Origin of the sequence: Exiguobacterium sp. U13-1, from assembly GCF_001750115.1 — a bacterium.
GTDB classification, from domain to species: domain Bacteria; phylum Bacillota; class Bacilli; order Exiguobacteriales; family Exiguobacteriaceae; genus Exiguobacterium_A; species Exiguobacterium_A acetylicum.
In genome coordinates, this window is record NZ_CP015731.1 from 638,565 (window position 1) to 658,823 (window position 20,259).

The 20,259-nt window shown below is 46.9% G+C and carries 20 protein-coding genes and 1 riboswitch; of the genes, 11 read left to right on the top strand and 9 right to left on the bottom strand.

Annotated elements, in window-relative coordinates; all coding sequences use genetic code 11:
• Nucleotides 1-7: 7 nt before the first annotated feature.
• A complete protein-coding gene (locus ESP131_RS03440) occupies nt 8-1,099 on the bottom strand; it encodes a diguanylate cyclase (RefSeq protein ID WP_231925676.1) in 1,092 nt (363 codons plus the stop codon).
• Nucleotides 1,100-1,236: 137 nt separating this feature from the next.
• A complete protein-coding gene (locus ESP131_RS03445) occupies nt 1,237-1,692 on the bottom strand; it encodes a MarR family winged helix-turn-helix transcriptional regulator (RefSeq protein WP_029343162.1) in 456 nt (151 codons plus the stop codon).
• Between the two features lie 165 nt (nt 1,693-1,857).
• Nucleotides 1,858-2,046, top strand: a riboswitch (Lysine riboswitch).
• A gap of 131 nt (nt 2,047-2,177) precedes the next feature.
• On the opposite strand from ESP131_RS03445, the gene ESP131_RS03450 reads away from it, so the two are divergent.
• From ESP131_RS03450 to ESP131_RS03475, 6 genes are all read left to right on the top strand, one after another.
• On the top strand, nt 2,178-3,659 hold the full coding sequence (locus ESP131_RS03450) for an amino acid permease (RefSeq protein ID WP_069940169.1): 1,482 nt from the start codon (nt 2,178-2,180) through the stop codon (nt 3,657-3,659).
• Between the two features lie 152 nt (nt 3,660-3,811).
• Nucleotides 3,812-5,572 (top strand): solute:sodium symporter family transporter, encoded by a 1,761-nt coding sequence (locus tag ESP131_RS03455; protein WP_050677325.1) that lies wholly within the window; start codon nt 3,812-3,814, stop codon nt 5,570-5,572.
• 60 nt (nt 5,573-5,632) lie between these two features.
• Entirely contained in the window at nt 5,633-5,815 is a 183-nt protein-coding gene (locus ESP131_RS03460; protein WP_035399267.1) for a hypothetical protein, read from the top strand.
• Nucleotides 5,816-5,884: 69 nt separating this feature from the next.
• Nucleotides 5,885-6,832 (top strand): peptide-methionine (S)-S-oxide reductase MsrA, encoded by a 948-nt coding sequence (msrA, locus tag ESP131_RS03465; protein WP_069940170.1) that lies wholly within the window; start codon nt 5,885-5,887, stop codon nt 6,830-6,832.
• A 67-nt stretch (nt 6,833-6,899) separates the two neighbouring features.
• Nucleotides 6,900-8,195, top strand: coding sequence for a DUF2252 domain-containing protein (locus tag ESP131_RS03470; RefSeq protein ID WP_069940171.1), 1,296 nt, complete (start codon nt 6,900-6,902; stop codon nt 8,193-8,195).
• Nucleotides 8,196-8,420: 225 nt separating this feature from the next.
• The gene (locus ESP131_RS03475) at nt 8,421-9,857 is read left to right on the top strand and encodes a branched-chain amino acid transporter BcaP (protein WP_047391976.1); all 1,437 of its coding nucleotides are present in this window, start codon (nt 8,421-8,423) and stop codon (nt 9,855-9,857) included.
• A 46-nt stretch (nt 9,858-9,903) separates the two neighbouring features.
• On the opposite strand, the gene ESP131_RS03480 is transcribed toward ESP131_RS03475, so the two are convergent.
• Together ESP131_RS03480 and ESP131_RS03485 are read right to left on the bottom strand one after the other, a co-directional pair.
• Nucleotides 9,904-11,565, bottom strand: a complete 1,662-nt coding sequence (locus tag ESP131_RS03480; protein ID WP_035399214.1) for a glycerol-3-phosphate dehydrogenase/oxidase — start codon at nt 11,563-11,565, stop codon at nt 9,904-9,906.
• 32 nt (nt 11,566-11,597) lie between these two features.
• Entirely contained in the window at nt 11,598-12,566 is a 969-nt protein-coding gene (locus ESP131_RS03485) for a Gfo/Idh/MocA family oxidoreductase (RefSeq protein ID WP_069940172.1), read from the bottom strand.
• Nucleotides 12,567-12,623: 57 nt separating this feature from the next.
• Here ESP131_RS03485 and ESP131_RS03490 point away from each other — a divergent pair, with 57 nt between their 5' ends.
• The 3 genes from ESP131_RS03490 to ESP131_RS03500 all read left to right on the top strand — a co-directional run bounded on the left by ESP131_RS03490 (nt 12,624) and on the right by ESP131_RS03500 (nt 14,387).
• Nucleotides 12,624-12,890 (top strand): DUF5327 family protein, encoded by a 267-nt coding sequence (locus tag ESP131_RS03490; RefSeq protein WP_029343172.1) that lies wholly within the window; start codon nt 12,624-12,626, stop codon nt 12,888-12,890.
• 60 nt (nt 12,891-12,950) lie between these two features.
• Nucleotides 12,951-13,601: an SDR family NAD(P)-dependent oxidoreductase gene (locus tag ESP131_RS03495; RefSeq protein WP_029343173.1), complete on the top strand. Its 651-nt coding sequence runs from the start codon at nt 12,951-12,953 to the stop codon at nt 13,599-13,601.
• Between the two features lie 90 nt (nt 13,602-13,691).
• Complete coding sequence (locus ESP131_RS03500; RefSeq protein ID WP_071908736.1) at nt 13,692-14,387, top strand: thermonuclease family protein; 696 nt, start codon at nt 13,692-13,694, stop codon at nt 14,385-14,387.
• Between the two features lie 39 nt (nt 14,388-14,426).
• Here ESP131_RS03500 and ESP131_RS03505 read toward each other — a convergent pair whose 3' ends face one another.
• From ESP131_RS03505 to ESP131_RS03520, 4 genes are all read right to left on the bottom strand, one after another.
• Entirely contained in the window at nt 14,427-15,404 is a 978-nt protein-coding gene (locus ESP131_RS03505) for a cation diffusion facilitator family transporter (RefSeq protein ID WP_029343175.1), read from the bottom strand.
• Nucleotides 15,405-15,436: 32 nt separating this feature from the next.
• Nucleotides 15,437-16,222, bottom strand: coding sequence for a glucose 1-dehydrogenase (locus tag ESP131_RS03510; protein ID WP_029343176.1), 786 nt, complete (start codon nt 16,220-16,222; stop codon nt 15,437-15,439).
• 17 nt (nt 16,223-16,239) lie between these two features.
• Nucleotides 16,240-17,091, bottom strand: a complete 852-nt coding sequence (locus tag ESP131_RS03515) for a GRP family sugar transporter (RefSeq protein ID WP_174514744.1) — start codon at nt 17,089-17,091, stop codon at nt 16,240-16,242.
• A 142-nt stretch (nt 17,092-17,233) separates the two neighbouring features.
• Nucleotides 17,234-18,862 (bottom strand): ABC1 kinase family protein, encoded by a 1,629-nt coding sequence (locus ESP131_RS03520; protein WP_023466751.1) that lies wholly within the window; start codon nt 18,860-18,862, stop codon nt 17,234-17,236.
• A 165-nt stretch (nt 18,863-19,027) separates the two neighbouring features.
• Here ESP131_RS03520 and ESP131_RS03525 point away from each other — a divergent pair, with 165 nt between their 5' ends.
• On the top strand, nt 19,028-19,633 hold the full coding sequence (locus ESP131_RS03525) for a trimeric intracellular cation channel family protein (protein WP_023466752.1): 606 nt from the start codon (nt 19,028-19,030) through the stop codon (nt 19,631-19,633).
• 2 nt (nt 19,634-19,635) lie between these two features.
• Nucleotides 19,636-20,004, top strand: a complete 369-nt coding sequence (locus tag ESP131_RS03530; protein ID WP_069940173.1) for a DUF423 domain-containing protein — start codon at nt 19,636-19,638, stop codon at nt 20,002-20,004.
• Nucleotides 20,005-20,104: 100 nt separating this feature from the next.
• Here ESP131_RS03530 and ESP131_RS16740 read toward each other — a convergent pair whose 3' ends face one another.
• On the bottom strand, nt 20,105-20,254 hold the full coding sequence (locus ESP131_RS16740; RefSeq protein ID WP_023466754.1) for a hypothetical protein: 150 nt from the start codon (nt 20,252-20,254) through the stop codon (nt 20,105-20,107).
• Nucleotides 20,255-20,259 lie beyond the last annotated feature (5 nt).

A 20,259-nucleotide genomic window follows, 5' to 3' on the forward strand; every position in this document is an offset into this window, starting at 1 on the left:
AGTCAGGTTAAGCTTGTCGGAATGCAAGTTCTTTCGTGTAGATCGTACTCCGATTCCGTCCGCTTTCTTTTGAGTAATACAACGCTTTATCTGCCTGTTGTAATGCTTCAAGTGACGTATGAGAACCACTAGAATGCGCGATTCCAAGCGAAATCGTGATTTGTAGATCAGGTACATCTGCTGTCGGGAACAGGTTACGTGCGACCGTCAGCCGAGCTAGTTCTGCGATTTTTTGCGCTTCTTTCGCCGAAGTACTTGGTAAGATGATTAAAAATTCTTCACCACCGTACCGTCCGACGAGGTCGTCTGGACGCGTCAAGGAAGCAAGAGTCATGCCGAGTTGGCGTAACACATCATCGCCCGCATCATGACCATATGTATCATTGACATGCTTGAAGAAATCGATATCGATGAGTACAAGCGAATAGCCTTGGTCGGTCGAACCGACAAGCGAAAGGGAGTCATCAAGACGACGACGATTGGCGAGCCCTGTCAATGCATCCGTCATGGCGAGTTTCTGCTGATACTGGATGTTTTCGAAGTGACGGCGTAATTCCGTTAGCAATCGAAAAGCGACAAAGCCAGCTAATAAATTAAAGAAGACGTACGCAATCGAGATTTTAAAGAATGTCGACCAGCTGTGCGTCAGGATGTAGATGGCGGGTAACGAATAGAGAATACCGACCAACACCATAAGCTGAAAATGACGCATCGAGACATGGACGAATCGACGAATGATTCCGATTGTCGTGATGAACAAGACGATGATCAGCGTAGATAAATAAAAACCTTCCATTTGATCAACTGGTGTTAAAAAGTAACGTGTCCCAATGATCATCGCACCCGCAACGATGGCGCTTGGAAAACCACCGAACAGCATGGCGATCGCGACGGGAACGATACGTAAATCAACACGGGCGACATCGATTTGGATCCCATTGAACATCAATAAAACCGCAATCAGACCACAGATCGCTCCGAGTATAAGTCGAATGCTCCATTTGGAGTTCAATGAAATACGCGGTTGATTTCGAAACGGTAAGAACAAGAGAGTAATCGTTGTAAACAGTAGACAAAAGTTAATGATGAATTGATTCATGATGGACAACAAATCCTCCCAACTCCCCCAGCTAACAGATTTCCATATATATACTTCCAGTATACTCAAGTAGATAACGGTTAGACAGAGGGAAATCTTTAGATAAAATAGAAAAAACGGTAGAAAATCTACCGTTTTTAAGAAGACGAAGTAAGTGTATCCTCATCCATCGTCTGTAAAATTTTATTAAAAACATGAACCATCGTTTCAAGCTCTTCTTCTGTCAATGTGCCGAAGCGATCTTGTAAATAGTTTTTCCGGACGATTTCGAGATCCCGAAATGCACGTTCACCGTCCTCCGTCAAAGCGAGGACGATTGAACGACGATCTTCCGTCGAACGTGTTCGGGTGACATATCCTTGTTTATACAGCTTATCCGTCAAAGCAGTGACTTGACTCGTCGCGAGCTCAAATTGTTCCGCAAGAAGCGTCGGGCGCTGAGGACCATTTTCTGAAAGGCTTCGTAAGATGAAAAACTCACTCCGGGTCGCCGTTCCTTCAAATAGCCGGTTAAGTTCACGTCGCAGGGTACGAAGAATGACACGCATTTGTTCCTCGAGTCGATAAGTTAGCAAATCACGTTCCTGTGGCATGCAAGCAGCATCCTTTCTCTCAGTGGACTTCTACCATTTAGTGTACTAAACATATCGGATTTTTACCATCGACTACCCCAGATTCGAAAAAGGCAATTGACAATTTCGTGGCGTTTTGTGTAATATGGCGTAGTAATAACTAACTTAATTCAGTTCTCACTCAACCAGTGGGATGGAGGTTGCAGTTCTTAAGAGTACGGTTACGGATGTCGTCAAGCGACAGATGAGGTGACCTGAAAGGAAGAATTGCCGAAATCAATCATCGCTTTGAAGATGATCGATTGGGATTAGATCAAATAGGTCTAATACTGTCACAAGTCGGGTATCACCTACTTGTGGAGAGCTATCTTTCACGACGGTAGAATGAGGCGCATCCATTTTATTATGTTGCGTTCTCATCTTCCATCTGGAAGATGAGGGCGCTTTTTGTTTTTTCATTCAAAAAGTGTCCTCTCAAAAATTTATTAAAGAGAGAAGCGAACGAAATGAACAATCTAGATGTGAAACAAACAACAGATTCGACAGCAGAAGGATTAAAACGTGGATTACAAGCCCGTCATATGTCAATGATCGCCATCGGTGGAGCGATCGGAACAGGACTCTTCATTGCGTCCGGTGCTTCCGTCGCAGCAGCAGGACCAGGTGGTGCGCTCCTATCGTATGCAATCGTTGGTCTGATGGTCTACTTCCTAATGACAAGTCTTGGTGAAATGGCAGCGTACATGCCGGTCGCTGGATCCTTCTCGACATATGGAACGAAATTCGTCGATCCATCATTCGGCTTTGCACTCGGCTGGAACTACTGGTACAACTGGGCAGTCACGATCGCAGTCGAGCTCGTCGCAGCACAAATCGTCATGACGTATTGGTTCCCGGATGTTCCTGGATTTTATTTCAGTGCCTTGTTCCTCTTACTCATGATTGGCTTGAACTACTTCTCCGTTAAAGGATTCGGGGAAGCGGAGTATTGGTTCGCGATGATTAAAGTCGTTACCGTCATCGTCTTCTTAGTCGTCGGTGTTGCGATGATTTTCGGTGTCTTTACATCGGAGCCACCGGTTGGCTTTAAAAACTTTGCTCTTGGCGATGCACCGTTCGTCGGTGGGATTCCTGCCGTCATCGGAATCATTCTTGTTGCTGGATTCAGTTTCCAAGGAACGGAGCTCGTCGGGATTGCCGCGGGTGAGTCAGAAGACCCGAAAAAGAACGTTCCTAAAGCAGTCAAACAAGTTTTCTGGCGTATCTTACTTTTCTACGTCTTCGCGATTTTCGTCATCGGAATGCTCATTCCGTATACGAGTCCGAACTTGGTTTCGAATGACATTACGGACGTAGCGGTTAGTCCGTTTACGCTCGTCTTTGAAAAAGCAGGTCTTGCGTTCTCAGCAGCACTCATGAACGCTGTCATCTTGACGTCTGTTCTATCTGCCGGAAACTCAGGCATGTATGCTTCGACACGGATGCTGTATACACTTGCGCGCCAAGGCGATGCACCGAAGTTATTCGCGAAAGTCTCGAAAAACGGTGTACCCCGTCACGCCTTGCTTGCAACAGGTGCAGTCGGTGCGCTCTGTTTCTTGACGTCGATGTTTGGTGGACAAGTCTACCTGTGGTTACTCAATGCTTCCGGGATGACAGGATTCATCGCATGGCTCGGGATTGCGATCAGTCACTATCGCTTCCGTAAAGGATTCGTTGCACAAGGTCACTCGTTGAAAGACTTACCATATGTTGCACCAGCGTTCCCGTTCGGTCCGCTGTTCGCATTCGGTCTTTGTTTCCTTGTCATCGTTGGTCAAAACTATGCCGCATTCCTCGCTGATCAAATCGATTGGGTTGGGATTGCTGCGACGTACGTCGGTATTCCATTGTTCCTTGCCTTCTGGTTAGGACATAAATTCAAAAACCGGACGTCGATCGTTCGTTATGACGAGATGGACTTCCCAGAACATCCGCGTCAATCGTAATGTGTGAACCACCTTCTATAATGAAGGTGGTTTTTTTATTTCTTTAAATGAAAACGTTTTCTAAAATATAGTTTTGGAAAAGTATAAAAAAGGAATCAATGAATACATATTACAAGAATAGAAAACATGAATGAAGAATAGGGGGGAGACGCATGACTACATCTGAATTATTTTTCACATTAGGTTCTGCAGCGTTTTTCATGTTGCTCGTTGCCTACATATCCTATCGATTGACGCGTGGGAAAACACAAGGCGTCGATGAATACTTCTTAGCGGGGCGAGGTCTAAGTGGCGTTTTCATTGCCGGATCATTACTACTGACGAATTTGTCGGCAGAACAGTTGATTGGACTCAATGGACAATCCTTCATGGGGAATATGTCGAGTATGGCATGGGAAGTTACGGCGGGATTTGCTGCAATCATCATGGCCATCTATCTGCTCCCGAAATTTCTCGGGCTAGGTATCTCGACATTACCGGAATACTTAAGTCACCGGTATGATGAGACGGTTCGCCGGATGACAGTCTTACTCTTTTTACTTGGATATATGTGTGTCACGATTCCTTCGATGCTTTATTCGGGTGGAATTGCTGTCTTGCAGCTGTTCGATGTTCCGGAATTATTTGGTCTCAGTTATACGCAATCCCTTTGGTTAGTCGTCTGGGTCGTTGGAATCATCGGAGCGATTTATGCAATTTTTGGAGGACTACGTGCGGTGGCTGTCTCCGATACCTTGAACGGGATTGGGCTTGTCTTCGTTGGATTCCTAGTTCCGGTGCTTGGCTTTATCGCGCTGGGTGACGGGAATTTGCTTCAAGGAATGAAGACGATTGCGACTGTGCAACCGGAGAAGCTGAACGCAATCGGAAGCTCAACCGATGCCGTTCCGTTCTTTTCGATTTTCACGGGCATCCTATTTGCGAACTTATTTTATTGGTCACTCAATCAATATGTCATTCAACGTGTGCTCGGGGCAAAAGATTTGAAGGAAGGACAGAAGGGCGTCTTGATGACAGGCTTCTTGAAGTTATTAGTTCCGATCTTCATGCTGATTCCTGGGATCATTGCCTATCACTTATATGGGAACACACTAACGAGCGGTGATCTATCATATCCTCGACTCATTACGGAGTTGTTGCCGGTCTCGCTGATGGGATTTTTCTTGGCTGTCTTACTCGGAGCTGTCTTCAGTTCGTTTAACTCGTTGCTCAACAGTATTGCGACACTTTTCGTACTCGATATCTATCAGCCGGTGTTTGCGAAAGAGGCGAGTGATGAACATTTGATTCGCGTCAGTAAATGGTTTGGAACGATCGTTGCCTTAATTTCTTTCGTCATTGCGCCGTTCTTGATGTACGCGCCGGACGGCTTATGGAGTTTGATCCGGCAATTCACAGGATTTTTCAACATTCCAATTCTCGTCATCGTATTAATGGGGATTTTCATGAAACGAATTCCGGCGATTGCGGCGAAAATCGTCATTGTCTTTCACGTGTTCGCGTATTACTTATTCGTCTTCGGTTTCAAACAACTGTTTGGCTGGGATCATGGCATTAGCTATATTCATGGATACGGTATTCTACTCGTGATTGAAGTGCTATTCATGGTATTCATGGGGTATCGTTACCCAGCCGTCCAGTCAAGAAAGGTCAATCGACGACAGTCTGTCGAGCTCACTCCATGGAAGTTCGCGATTCCAGTATCGATCCTATTATGTACATCAATCATTTGGACGTACGTTCTGTTTTCAAAGATCGGACTGGCTTCGACAGCAGGTGTCGTGTCGAGTTGGTTCTGGCCGGTCACGTTAGGACTTGTCATTGCGACGATCGTATTATGGCGTGTGTCGCTAAACGCTTGGGAGGCGAAGTACCGGACCTATCTCGAAGAAGAGTACCGTCAAGCCGAATAATCCTCTCGCAGAAGGCATGACATATCAGGTAAGATGAAAGAAAAACAGGAGGCGATCTTCGTGAATTACTGGTACCACTTTAAGCGTGCCTTCTTACCGATCGCATTATTGCTTGTGACGCTTGCCTTATACCAAATGATCTATCGTTTGAATAACATCTGGTATTCGCTTGGAGGACTTCTTCTTGTCTTTGCGGCGATTTATTTCGTCATGCGTCGTCTAAAAGCGAACCCAGAGGATTGAATGAGCAGGAAAGTCGAGTCCATTCTCTGAACGCGGTAAAATAGACACATACAGAGGAGGGGAAGATAGATGGCAAAAGCAATATTTGCAGGTGGTTGTTTCTGGTGCATGGTCAAGCCATTCCATAAATATGATGGTGTAGAGCAGGTCATTTCAGGATATACCGGTGGTCATACAGAGAACCCGACTTATAAAGAGGTCTGTTCGGAAACGACAGGTCACTTGGAGGCGGTTGAAGTCACGTACGATCCGTCCGTCATTACGTACGAAGAATTACTCGAGATCTTCTGGCGTCAAATCGACCCGACGGATGGCGGAGGTCAATTCAATGACCGTGGTGAATCATACCAACCGGCTATCTTTTATGTCGATGAAGCACAGCGTGAGGCAGCTGAACGTTCGAAAGCAGAGCTTGACGCATCAGGACGCTTCTCGCGTCCGGTCGCGGTAGAGATTCGTCCAGAAAAGCCGTTTTGGCCAGCCGAGGAATATCATCAAGATTATTATAAAAAAAATCCGTTCCGTTATCAGATGTATAGTGTCGGCTCAGGTCGCGCGAAATTCATCAAGGAAGCGTGGAAGGATCACGGTAAGGAAAAAGAACTGAAAGAACGTCTGACACCGATTCAGTATAAAGTCACACAAGAGAACGGGACGGAACCCGCTTTCCGTAACGAATACTGGGATGAAGAACGTCCAGGTCTTTATGTCGACATCGTCGATGGCACACCACTCTTCACATCGAAAGATAAGTTCCAGTCGAACTGTGGTTGGCCGAGCTTCGCTAAACCGATTTCAGAAGACAAGATGGAAGTCGAACTCGACACGAGTCACGGGATGACGCGGACGGAAGTGCGTTCTGCGAATGCAGATAGTCATCTCGGTCATATCTTCGATGATGGTCCGACCGAACTTGGCGGTCTTCGCTATTGTATCAACTCAGCAGCGTTACGATTTATTCCGCTTGAAGAGCTTGATTCGGCAGGATATGGGGAATATAAAAAACATTTCGAGTAACACGTAAGGAGCAGTCAAACGATTTCGTTTTGACTGCTCTTTTTTCAAATGGAAAGGAGAGAATCGAATGTTTCGACCCGTATATGAAGAGATTCGACAAATGACGATTGCGAAGGTACTTGATTTTTACGATCATGAAATTCGTCAGCTCGATGAGCAATCACGTCAGGAAAAGTACGACAAGATGAGCTTGAGTCCGTTTCGCTTTTTCCGTGGGAGTTCGCATCTGTTTTATTATGACGTGACGCGAATCCCCCTTGGTTTTGATACGTCTCGCGATAAACCGACGTGGATTCAGGGAGATCTTCATTTTGAGAATTTCGGTGTCCATGGCAATGCGAAGGGAGAGATCATCTACGACGTCAATGACTTTGATGAAGGATACTTAGGATCTTATTTATATGATTTGATTCGCATGGCGGTCTCCGTCCGGTTATTCGCTGAAGAGGCAGGATACGACCCGACTCCTGCGATTCGCAATTATGTCCTGGAATACTTACACGATTTAAAAAAGTACGCTCTCGGAAAAAATCCGAGTGATGTTTGTTTTACGCGAGAAAATACAAAAGGACCAATCAAAAAGTTGATCAAAAAAGCAGAAAAGAAACGTGAAGAATTAATGGGAGAGCGGACGGAACTGGTGGATGGCGTGAGACGTTTTTGTACATTACCAGATATGGCAGCGGTAGATGACGCGACAAGATCAGCAATCGAGTCTGCTTGGTCCTCCTATATCGAAACGATTGATGCCGAGGATCGTCGTGACGAATCGTTCTATACAATCAAGGATATCGTTCGTAAGCTAGACAGTGGAACGGCATCGATTGGTCTTGAGCGCTATTACATCCTGATTGAGGGCGAAGGCGGAGAAGATGATTTGATTCTTGAGATGAAACAAGCTCAAACTTCTGTCCCTTCATTGTTCCTTCCCGTCTATCGCCCGGAAGCAGAAACCGTTCATCAAGGACGCCGGATCATCACGTCCCAAAAAGCGATGCAGGCACATGAAGATCCATATCTTGGCTACCTGACGATTGGTCAAAAGGAATATTATGTACGTGAGCGCTCACCGTATAAGAAAAAGCTAAAAGCAAAGCACATCAAAAGTCAGGATGACCTCGAGAATGTGTTATGCATTCAAGGTCAAATCACCGCCAAAATCCATGCACGGGCGGATCAGGATGCGGGGATTACAGAAAAAATTTTAACGCATCATGCCGACGTTGAAATCATCCAAGCCATTGGTGTTTCGGACACCGCTTTTTTAGAGCAAATCGAGCGTTGGTCAGAAGCCTACGTGACACGAACAAAGCTGGATTACCAAGTGTTTTTGGAGTGGGTGAAGACCCGAAAAACAAATTAAAAATCTAACAAACTGAGGCTTGTCAGATGGATGTGTAACATGTGTTACACATCCATCTTTTTTGTACGGATTTTTTTGTTTAACGAATGAAAGCGTTCAACAAAATAGAAATAGGTATAATGACCTATATCAATTTATCAGAAAACTTCGTAAATTTTTGATTAAGTTCTTGCGGACGACTCGCTCCGTAGGACGAATCATAACAGGTACAGGGGGAAATACATCATGAGTTTGACGCGGAAAAAAGATGTTTCCGCTATGATTGCTGCAAGTAAACGAAACAGTGGACTTGCTCGAAATCTTGGCGCGATGGATTTAACGTTTTTAGGAATTGGCGCCATCATCGGAACCGGAATCTTCGTTTTGACGGGAACAGGAGCATTGACTGCAGGACCAGGACTTATCGTATCATTCATCTTATCTGCCATCGCCTGTGGTCTAGCCGCTCTTGCTTACGCTGAATTCGCATCAACGATTCCGGTCAGTGGATCCGTCTATACGTACACGTACGCAACGATGGGAGAGATATTCGCTTGGATCATCGGTTGGAACTTGATCCTCGAATATGGACTTGCCTCCAGTGCCGTTGCAGCAGGTTGGTCTGGGTACTTCCAGTCCTTACTCGCAGGATTCAACATCCATGTGCCAACAGCCTTATCAGCAGCTCCTGGAGCAGTCGAAGGAGCCAAGACATACTTCAACCTTCCAGCGTTCTTAATCCTCTTTGCCATTACGGCATTGTTGTCGATGGGAATCAAGGAAACGAAACGTGTCAACAACATCATGGTCGTCATCAAGGTTGCAGTCGTCATTCTCTTCATCGTTGTTGGTGTTGGCTACGTTGAGCCATCGAACTGGACACCGTTCACACCATTTGGTTGGGGAGGTGTCTTCTCAGGTGCCGCGATCGTCTTCTTCGCGTACATTGGTTTTGATGCCGTCACATCAGCAGCTGAAGAAGTCCGTGATCCGCAAAAGAACTTGCCACGCGGGATCATCGGTTCACTCGCTGTTTGTACAGTCCTTTACGTCATCGTCGCAGCCATCATGACAGGAATCGTACCGTACCAACAGTTCGCTGGTGTCGATCATCCAGTCTCACTTGCGATTCAAATGGCGGGTCAAAGCTGGGTAGCTGGATTCATCGATCTCGGTGCGATCCTCGGGATCACAACGGTCATTCTCGTCATGACTTACGGAATGGTGCGTCTTGCATTCGCCATCTCGCGTGACGGAATGTTCCCGAAAGTGTTCTCTGAAGTGCATCCGAAGTACCAAACACCATTCAAGGCGACTTGGATGATCGGACTGGGAAGCTCACTCGTTGCTGGTTTCGTTCCGCTCGATGTCATCGCAAACCTCGTCAACATGGGTACGCTCGCAGCATTCGTCTTGATCTCTGTCGCTGTCTTGATTCTTCGTAAGACACAGCCGGATCTCCCGCGTGCGTTCAAATGTCCAGGTATGCCATATGTGCCAATCGCAGCAATCGCTGCATGTCTCTTCTTGATGTTCAACTTGAAACTCGAGACATGGATTGCATTCGGAATCTGGCTTGCCATCGGTTTAGTTCTTTACTTTACGTTTGCACGTAAGAGTTCGAATTTACACCCAGGAAATATGCCGGCAGCGGAACTCGCTGCTTCGAAAGAAGAACAGTAACACACAAGAAGACCCGGTCGCCTGAAGGCGATCGGGTCTTTTGATGTTATGAAAGTGGAACAGGTCCTTTGACGCGGACCGCATCGAATTCACGACGAATACTTTCATTGGCTTTGGCTTCATCTTCTGCCGACCAGCCGAGTTCGCTACGCATTAAGGCGAGAACACCATCTGCGTACTGTTCAGCGTGAGGGAAATCAAAGAAGACGGCCGAGGCACGACGGTTCAAGAAGTCGCCGGGTTGCATGACGAGTTCAGCTTCTAATCCATATAGAAGGGCGCCGAACCAGTGTAACGGTAATTGATAACGAGCTGCCTCGTCGCCACGTGTCCGAATCAACTCGTAGACCCGTTCGACGTTCGTACCGTAACGTTGGATGAGCCATGTCGCCTCATTCGGTGACAATCCAAGTGCTTCTCCTTTTGGTTGTTGTTCTTTCAAGTAGCGGGCAAATCCTTTACTTCCTTGTGGATGACCACCACCAAGCAAGATATCGTGCGTACGGGAAGCGAGGTAAATCCGATTTTCTTCTGTCTTGAATTGGTCTGCGACCATATCGATGATTCGTTCTGCCATCTTCCGGTACCCGGTCAACTTACCACCAGCGATTGACATCAGCCCGGATTTCGAGACGAAGATTTCATCTTTTCGGGACAGTTCACTCGGATCCTTTCCATCTTCATGAATGAGTGGACGAAGTCCGGACCATGTCGATTCAACGTGTTCAGGTCGTAACTCGACGTTGAACATTTGATTCGTCGCCTCTAAGATATAGTCCTGATCCTCGACAGTGACACCCGGCTCAAGAATATCTCCTTTATAATTCGTGTCGGTCGTTCCGACATAGGTTTTCCCTTCGCGTGGAATCGCAAAAATCATCCGACCATCTGGAACGTCGAAATAAACGGCTTGTTGGAGTGGGAAATGCGCTTGATCGATGACGAGATGAATCCCTTTCGTCAGGTGAAGTGATTTCCCAGCTTTCGAACCATCTTTTTCGCGTAGTTCGTCGACCCACGGACCAGTCGCATTGATGATTTTCTTTGCCCGAATCGTATATGTTTTGTCACTTAAGACGTCACGGACTTCGACACCGACAACTTTTCCATTGTGGTAGACGAGCGATTCAGCCTTCGTATAGTTGACGGCACGTCCACCGTAACCAACGGCTGCCTTTAGGACTTCGACTGTCAATCGGGCATCATCCGTTTTATATTCGACATAACGACCACCACCGACTAAGTGTTCCGAACGTAATAATGGCTCGTAACGTAATGTTTCTTCTTTACTGAGCATCGTCCGGCGTTCATTGCGTTTGACGCCTGCGAGCTGGTCATAGACGCGTAAGCCGATCGATGTTGAGAAGCTACCGAACGTTCCGCCTTCGACGAGTGGAAGCATCATCCACTCCGGCGTCGTCACGTGTGGGGCGTTCTCATACACGATGGCACGTTCTTTTCCGACTTCGGCAACAAGTTTGATCTCGAACTGCTTTAGATAGCGCAATCCACCATGGACGAGTTTCGTCGATCGGCTCGATGTCCCTTCGGCGAAGTCCTGCATCTCGATCAATCCTGTCCGCATGCCTCGACTTTGTGCGTCAAGCAAAATACCGGCTCCCGTGATACCGCCCCCGATGACGAGCACGTCTAAAAGTTCTTGTCCCATCTCTTCTAACCAAGCTGTCCGTTCTGTACTTGAAAACATCTTGTCTTCCCCCTGTTCGTCTGAATGGATAGTTAGTCTACTTCTATCCATGTACCCGATTTTGCACTCTTTTGAGCACGATCAATGATTTTCATGACGAGTTCAGCCTGTTTCGGAGAAACAGGTGGTGTTGTTCGCTTACGAATAGCTGGGACGAGATCGGTATAATAATCTCCAAATTGCCCGGAGACAAAAGGAAAGTCTTCAAGGAGTCCGTTTGCTTCAGCCAATTGATACGTCGCTCGTTTCGTATCGACTTCATCGACGAAATAGCTAGCCTTTGTCCCGTGTACCATTAGCGAAGGACCAACAGCCGGAACGATGGAACCGATGTGCAAAATAGCGCGTCGCGTGCCGAATGCTAAAATCAAATGTGTATAGTCATCAACGATCCCACCTTGCCGTTGGATCGTTTGATCACAAAAGACGCGATCTGGTACTGCATTGAAGGCGACAAGTGCTTGATCGATCAAGTGTGATCCAAGGTCATACAAGAGACCAGCACCGGGTACGTCCTGTTCGCGCCAACGATCCTCAACGTCTGGACGATAGCGATCATAATGCGCTTCGAACGTTTGGAGAGTGCCGAGACGGCCGGATTCGAGTAAGGTCATCAGCGTTCGAAAGTCCTTCGTATACCGACGATTATGATAAACTGTCAGTAACCGATCGTGTACACGTGCTAGTTCTGTCAACGTTTCGGCTTCTTCGAGCGTGACAGTGAACGGTTTCTCGACGAGTACATCACAGCCCGATAGCAAAGCGAGGCGCGCAAGTGGATAATGTAGCTCATTTGCTGTCGCGATGACGACTAAATCGATCTGTTCTTTAGCGAGCAGGGCTTCAAGTGTCGAATAAACAGGTAGCGTCGCGTCATAAGCAGCGACTGCTTCCGGACGACTCGACTGAACAGCGACTAACTGATAATCAGGTGCGTGTAAATAAGGAGCATGTAAATGTTCACCGGCAATACCAAAACCAACTAAAGCGGTACGAATCATGGAAAACACATCCCTTTCAAGTTCATACCCTCAATCTACCATAAGGAGGAATACAAGATGATTACGGAACAACACATCATTGAAAAGATGCGTCAAGCGATGCAACGCATTGAGCAAACGACAGGAGCCGCCCAGAAAGAGCAGATTGCAGCGATGAAGGCGTACTGTGAACTATTACTTGAATCTGAGGCGACATCAAGTTCAACGATATCGCTACCTACGTCAACACCTCAGGCAACACCAACAGTCGATCCGATGTTAGCGCGCTTCATGGGTGTTTCGCAGGATAAAGAAGAAAAAGGCACTTCCTTGCTCGATTTTTGAATGAAATGACGCGATTCAGGGAATAACCATCACAGTTGAAATGAGAAGGGGAGATACGTCATGAAAACAGTAATCGTCATTGGAGCAGGACCAGGGAATGGATATGAGATCAGCAAACGATTCGGACAAGAAGGCTTTCAAGTCGTTTGTGCGGCGCGGACACAAGAAACACTCGCAGCCGTCATCACGGAACTAAAAGAAGCGGGTGTGGAAGCGGTCGGAGTGGAATGTGATGCTTCTCGAAAAGCCGATATCGCATCACTCATCGAATGGACAGAGGAGCAGTACGGACAAGTTGATGTCTTAGTCTATAATGCTTCGATTTTACATCAAGCGTCTGTCCTTGAAGTCTCAGCAGAACAGATTACGAAAGAGTTCGAAATCGATGTGCTCGGTGCACTGCATGCCGCACAACTCGTTGCTCCGTCGATGCAAGAACGGAAAGACGGCGCGATCCTGATTACTGGAGGCGGCGCTGCGATGCAAGCGATCAAATCGTTGCCAGGGCTTTCAATCGGGAAGGCAGGCGTTCGACAAGTGACGCATATGTTACATGATACATTGAAGGAAGACGGTGTCTACGTCGGAACTGTCACGATTGCCGGAGAAGTGAAGCGTGGCACGGCACTTGATCCAAAAAATGTAGCGGAAGCGTTCTATCAACTTTATACGAACCGAAATGAAGTCGAAACGGTTCTATCAGCAGACTAACGAATAACCAAGATAGCATATGCGGGTTCGGGCTTTGACCGGATCCGTATTTTCATGGAAAGGAGCGAAACAAAAGTGAGACGATACGCCATGATGAGTCTACTTTTTCTATTCGTTCTCATCGGTTGTGCACCAGAAGAAACTGATGTGCTTGGCATCAAACAACCGGATGACGAAAAGGTCACGAAGGCGACGGTCGAGCGCGTCATCGATGGGGATACGTTAAAAGTAAAGTTGGCGGATGGAAAAACGGAGGACGTTCGTCTACTCCTTGTCGATACACCAGAAACCGTCAAACCGGATACACCGGTTCAACCATATGGAACGGAAGCGTCAGCGTTTACGAAAGAGACCTTACCGAGCGGAACAGCTATTCGGGTCGAGCGTGATCATTCCCGGACCGATCGATACGGAAGATTACTCGCATACGTCTGGTACGGTGATAAGATGTTGAATCAGGAGTTACTTCGAAAAGGGCTCGCACGTGTAGCGTTCGTCTATGAGCCGGATACACGTTATGTCGATATGTTCGAACAGATCGAACAGGAAGCCAAGCAGTCGAAGAAAAAGATTTGGGAGCACGATGGCTACGTCACAAATCGTGGCTTTGACGCTCAAGCGATTACAGAAACGAAATCCTGCGAAATCAAAGGCAACATCAATCGGTCAGGTAAAAAAATCTACCATGTACCGGGAGGGCAGTCCTACGATGAAGTGAAGCCGGAGCAACGGTTCTGTACGGAAAAAGAAGCAGAAGAAGCCGGATTCGTCCGCGCTACACGCTAATGAATGCAAACAAAAAGCCATCTACCGATGGCTTTTTGTTTATTCTACAGGTGGTGAGGGAGATTGATACTGTTGTACTTTATCATCTTCATCAAAGGAGATCGTGACATCGGTGACCCCTTTAAGAATTCGAATTTGCAGTTCAAGCCGGTCCTTGATGTCGTCCGCTTGGGCAATCGTTAAGTTAGGATCCACTTCAATCTCTGTCTCGACATGGAAGTGATCCCCTTCCTTGATGACTTCAAGTTTTTCGATATCCCGAACGGCCTCATCACGTAAGAGAATTTCACCAATTTTAGCAGTCAGTACTTCATCAATTTCACCGAGCGCACCGGCAGCGTTTTGAATAAAGACATTATAAACGACGTAAAACATCATCAGACCAATCAAAATCGATGCAATGCCCTCTGCTTGATAAAACGATGTGTAGTGTGAAATCAGAACGGCGATGATTGCGATGATACCACCGAGAGTCGCAACAAGATCTTCCATGAAGACAAGACGTGTAGCTGGTTTTGCCTGCCCAAGATGGGTGAAGCTTTGACCAACAAGTGTCAACCCTCTAGACTTAAGCCCGGTTTCATGAGCAATCTCGATCATCGCTTTATAAAAGACGCCGACTTCGAGTACAACACCAATTCCAAGTGCCGTCAAAATAATCCAAAGCCCAGTCGTCTCTTCGCCAGGACCATGTGTGATATGCAAGATGCCTTCCCGGATCGTCTCATACGCAAGCAACGCGACGACGATGATTGCAGCCAGTAACACGAGGTTAACAAGGCGACCGAATCCGTTCGGAAACCGTTTCGTCGGTGCTTTTTTACTGAGAGCAGAACCGATATAGACGAAAAACTGATTCGCCGCATCACCGATTGTATGCATCATTTCGGCAAACATCGCTACATTCCCAGTCAAGATATAAGCGACGAACTTGATGATAGCAATGATTGTATTGACGACAGCAGCAGCAAGGGCTGACTTATTGCCGCGACGGATCAATGAGAAAAAAGTGGCCATGAGCGGTTCTCTCCTTGTCTATTCAAAATAGGTTAACCGCGTCCTGCTTGGAAAGACGGATAAAGTGTCATCCCACCGTCCGCAAAGAGTGTGATCCCTGTGACATAACTTGCTTCGTCTGACGCAAGCCATGCGGCAACGGCAGAAATCTCTTCTGGTTTCCCGATGTTGCCCATTGGGATCATGCTCTCGACTTCTTTTCGTTGTTCTGGATCTTCGAATTTTTCAGCATTGATCGGTGTATTAATCGCACCAGGTCCAATCGCATTGACCCGAATGCCTTTTGGTGCATATTCCATCGCAAGAGTTTGTGTCATCAATTTGACGCCACCTTTACTCGCAGCGTAGTGGACGAACGTTGGCCATGGAATGATTTCATGAACACTCGACATGTTGATGATGCTACCTTTGACATCGTGTTCGACGAAGTACTTCAGTGCTTCACGCGCACCGAGGAATGCACCTGTTAAGTTGACGTCGATGACTTTTTGCCAGTCTTCGAGTGACATTTCATGAGATGCTGACGGCATCTCGATTCCCGCGTTATTGACGAAAACATCCAACTGACCAAAGTGTGCGACAGTCTCTTTGACGAGGTTGATCATATCGTCTTCCTTCGAGACATCTCCTTGGACGATCAGGGCTTCTCCACCCTGTTCTTTAATCGATTCAGCGATTTTCTTCGCTTCTTCCGGGTGACTGCGGTAGTTGATGACGACACGCATGCCTTCTTCTGCATAGCGGCGAACGACAGCTTCACCGATTCCCATTGATCCACCTGTTACGATGGCGACTTTTCCTTTTAAACTTTCATACATGATGCTTCACTCCTTCATTATTGTTTCGTAAATCCAATCATGATTCCGCCGGCAACGACTAAAATACAACCGATGATGACAAAGGTCATCTCTTTCTTTGTCTTCGTTTCTTTCAGTAAGAGGACACCGCCAATCGTTGAGATGACGACCCCTGTTTGGGAGAGGGAGAAGCTCGTCGCGACCCCGACTTTTGCCGTCGCAAACAGTAAAGCGACGTTCCCGACAGCCCACATGAGTCCACCAACCGTATTGCCGGCTGTTTTTTTCGTGAAGAGATCTCCTTCTCGTAAAGAAAGAAGAATCGCACTCACGACCATCCCGACAGCTTGTGGTAAGACTGCTTCCCAGCCATTGATATCGAACCAACGGGCAATGACGACGTAGCCGACATACCCGACAGTCGAGATGAGGAGGAGCGTCAGACCTTTTCCTATATTCTCATCTTCTTTACTCTTATCTTCCTTGTAAGACGTGAAAGCTGCTCCGGCAATGATCAATACAAGGGCACTGATTCCGAGAATCAACGCAGTTGTCGTTGACCACTCTCCGAAAGCGAGAACACCGAACAATGATGTTCCGACGAGTTGCATTCCTGTTGAGATTGGCATCGTCTTTGAGACACCCATCTGACGAAAGGCAGCAAACTGATTTTTTTGACCGAGCGCCCAGAAAGCACCAGAAAAGAATCCGGCGACCCAAGCAGTCGTCGACAGCTCTGGGCTGACAAAAAAGAAGGTGACGATCGCGAAAAGCAACGCACCCAGAGTCGTACCGATAATTTGTTGCGCCGTTGAACCTCCGATTTTCGAGACGACGAGCGGCAACGATCCCCACATCAATGCAGGAACGATGGCAATTAAAATATCAATCAAGTGTTTCACCTCTCCTTACTATTATCTCTCTACTTGAAGCTGTACCCCGCGAGACGCGAGGAAAAACCTCGAAGCGCGAAGAAGAGTTATTCTGAAATAAAAAAACGCCCACCGAAGTGAACGTTTACTGGTATTTCGTTTATCGGAACGGTTCGTCAGCAATCCGAACGATTTGTCGTCCGATTCGGCGACCATTCCATAAAGCGATGACCGCAATCGTCAAGGAAATCCCCATGACATCGTACTGCGTAAAATAATAGCCGAGATAACTAAAAGGTAGGCTGATGATTCCGACGAGTGAACTCGTCCACTGCCGGATTTTGAGTGATTCGATGTTCGCGACGCGAGAGAACTTTTGTTGCTCCATGATCCGCCAACGCGTCGGTTCGCTGAGAGCGTCGTTGACAAGGCGCGGGAAGGCAAGCAATCGCGCACCGTAGGATCCGGCAATCTGTAGGTAACGGTTTTGGTTTTTCCCTTCGTCATCGAGCCAACGTCGAACCATTGGCTTGGCTAACTCGAGTAGATTGATTTGTGGTGAAAGAATCTGAAGGATCCCAAGAATCGTCGAGGCAGCACGACCGAAGAACGCGAACTCGGCAGGAAGCTGGATCGGTTCGTTTCGGACGAGCAATTCGATATCGGATAAGACCTTCTCAATCAGCTTCGTATCGACGTTTTCCATATCACTCTCGAGATAAAACGTGACCGCTTTTTCAATCGCTTGTCGGATGTTTTGCTTATTCGCATTCGGCAACAGGAATCGTAAATCTTCTAAACCATCGACGATCGCATCGTAATCCAAGGTGACGAAAGATTGGAGGATTCGTTGAATCGCCCGCATGTCATCAGGCGTCGTCGCTCCAATCATTCCGAAATCTAGCAAAACAATTTTGCCATCAGACTGGACAAGGACGTTACCTGGGTGTGGATCGGCGTGAAATTTCCCACCGAACAGTAATTGCTCACCAGCGTTTAAGAATAAATTACGCGCTAGTTCGTCACGGTCAATCTGATGTTCTGCTAAATAATCGAGGTCGGTGATACGTGTCCCGTCAATCCATTCCATGACGAGCACCCGATTCGTACAATGTTCTTCATAATAACTCGGAATATAGATGACAGGATTCGTCTCGTACATCTTTTTAAAGTAGAGACCGTTTTTTAATTCAGTTCGGTAATTCAATTCATCACCAATGACGAAGACCATTTGGCGGTACAGACTTTGTAGATCAGTCGATTTGTTTAATGACGTCCGACGTAACATGGCGATGACGATGCGCATGGCACGGAAATCGGTCTTGATGATTTGTTCGATATTCGGTCGCTGGACTTTGATCGCGACTTTTTTACCGTTTGATTTTAAGGTTCCGCTGTACACCTCACCAATCGAGGCAGAAGCGACAGGACGGGGACTGATGTCCGAGATGATCTCTTCAATCGGCATGCCCCAATCTTCTTCGATGATCTTTCGTGACTCTCCGAGTTTACTTGAAGGTACTTTATCGACCAGTTCGGTCAGTTCCATCAAGACGGATGGTGGGAACAAATCGGCTCGAATCGATAAGAACTGGCCGAGCTTGATCAGTAATCCTTCTAGCCGTAATGCTTTTTTCTTATAGTCACGCGCAATCCGGATCATGATGCGCTCAAACTCTTCGTTGTTCGTACCTGGCCGGTTTTTCCGGGTGAATCGATAGATCGTAAAAATGTAACGTGCGAACATCGTCACGATGACGACGATGCGATAAAGCGCCCAACGTTTCATACGGTCACCTAGCTTCCTGTACAGTTTGTTTCAGTATAGGTTACTTTACCTAAAAACGTCACTCGCAAACGGTCGAAACGGTGACAGAAAATTAATGCTTTACGGAAACTAAAAAGAGAGTATAGTAAGTATTGGAATTTCTTTGTAGAAAGGTGAAATGTGTGCATGTCCTGGGACTTATTGAATATCATCGGCACGGTCGCTTTTGCGATGAGTGGTGCGATTGTTGCGATGGAAGAAAAATATGATTTATTCGGTGTTTGGTTACTCGCTTTGATCACAGCATTCGGTGGTGGTGCCATTCGTAATTTACTGATTGGTGTACCGGTATCCGCTCTCTGGTCGCAAGGTGGTCTCTTTTTAGTCGCGATTCTTGTTGCGTTGTTGATCTTCATGTTACCCCAGTTGTTTTTGCCGCACTGGACACGTTGGGGCGTCCTCGCGGATGCACTCGGATTATCTGCGTTTGCGATTCAAGGTGCTTTGATGGCGACAGCAAAAGGACTGCCACTATCGGCGACGATTTCGGCTGCTGTGCTGACTGGTGTTGGTGGTGGAGTGATTCGGGATTTACTCGCAGGTCGGAAACCACTCGTCTTGCATAAAGAAATTTATGCGATGTGGGCCGTCATGGCAGCTCTCGTGATTGATCGCTTCCAATTGACGAATCCTCTACATTTGTTCACATTGCTTGGACTCATCACGGTTTTACGTATGCTATCGTATTATTATGAATGGAATTTACCAGCACGACGGTTAGGGGGAGAATAAGCATGAAAGTTTTCATTATGATTGGCGCGATCTCGATGATGTTATCGGTCGCACTAGGTGCATTCGGTGCACACGCTTTGAAAGATATGCTAACGGAACGGATGCTCGCGAACTGGCAGACAGGCGTACTTTACCAGATGGTACACTCGCTCGGCATCCTAGCACTCGGGGGACTCTTATTGAAAACATCGATTCCTCAATGGTCGTTAGCTGCTTGGCTGATGCTTGCCGGTATCGTTTTCTTCTCCGGTAGTCTGTACGTCATGGCATTGACGAATGTGACGAAACTTGGAGCGATCACACCAATCGGTGGTGTCTTATTCATCGCAGCATGGATTTTTGTCGCAATCGGCGCATACAAAGGGTTATGAGGATAAACCGTTTTTCTTCAGTTGATCTGAAGAAAAACGGTTTTTTTTCATACGAAAAACGCCTACTCAGTTCAGAGTAGGCGAAGGTATCAAAACGGACTCACCGTTTTGTCGTTTGTGTTTTGTTTAGCTTCGATAATGCTTGCTCATAGCGATCCAGTACACGATCTGCAACCGGTTTCAGCTCTTTTGAAAGCACAGCGAATTGCAATTCACGCGATCGTGTCGATCGGTTCATAGCATTCCCCATGGTAA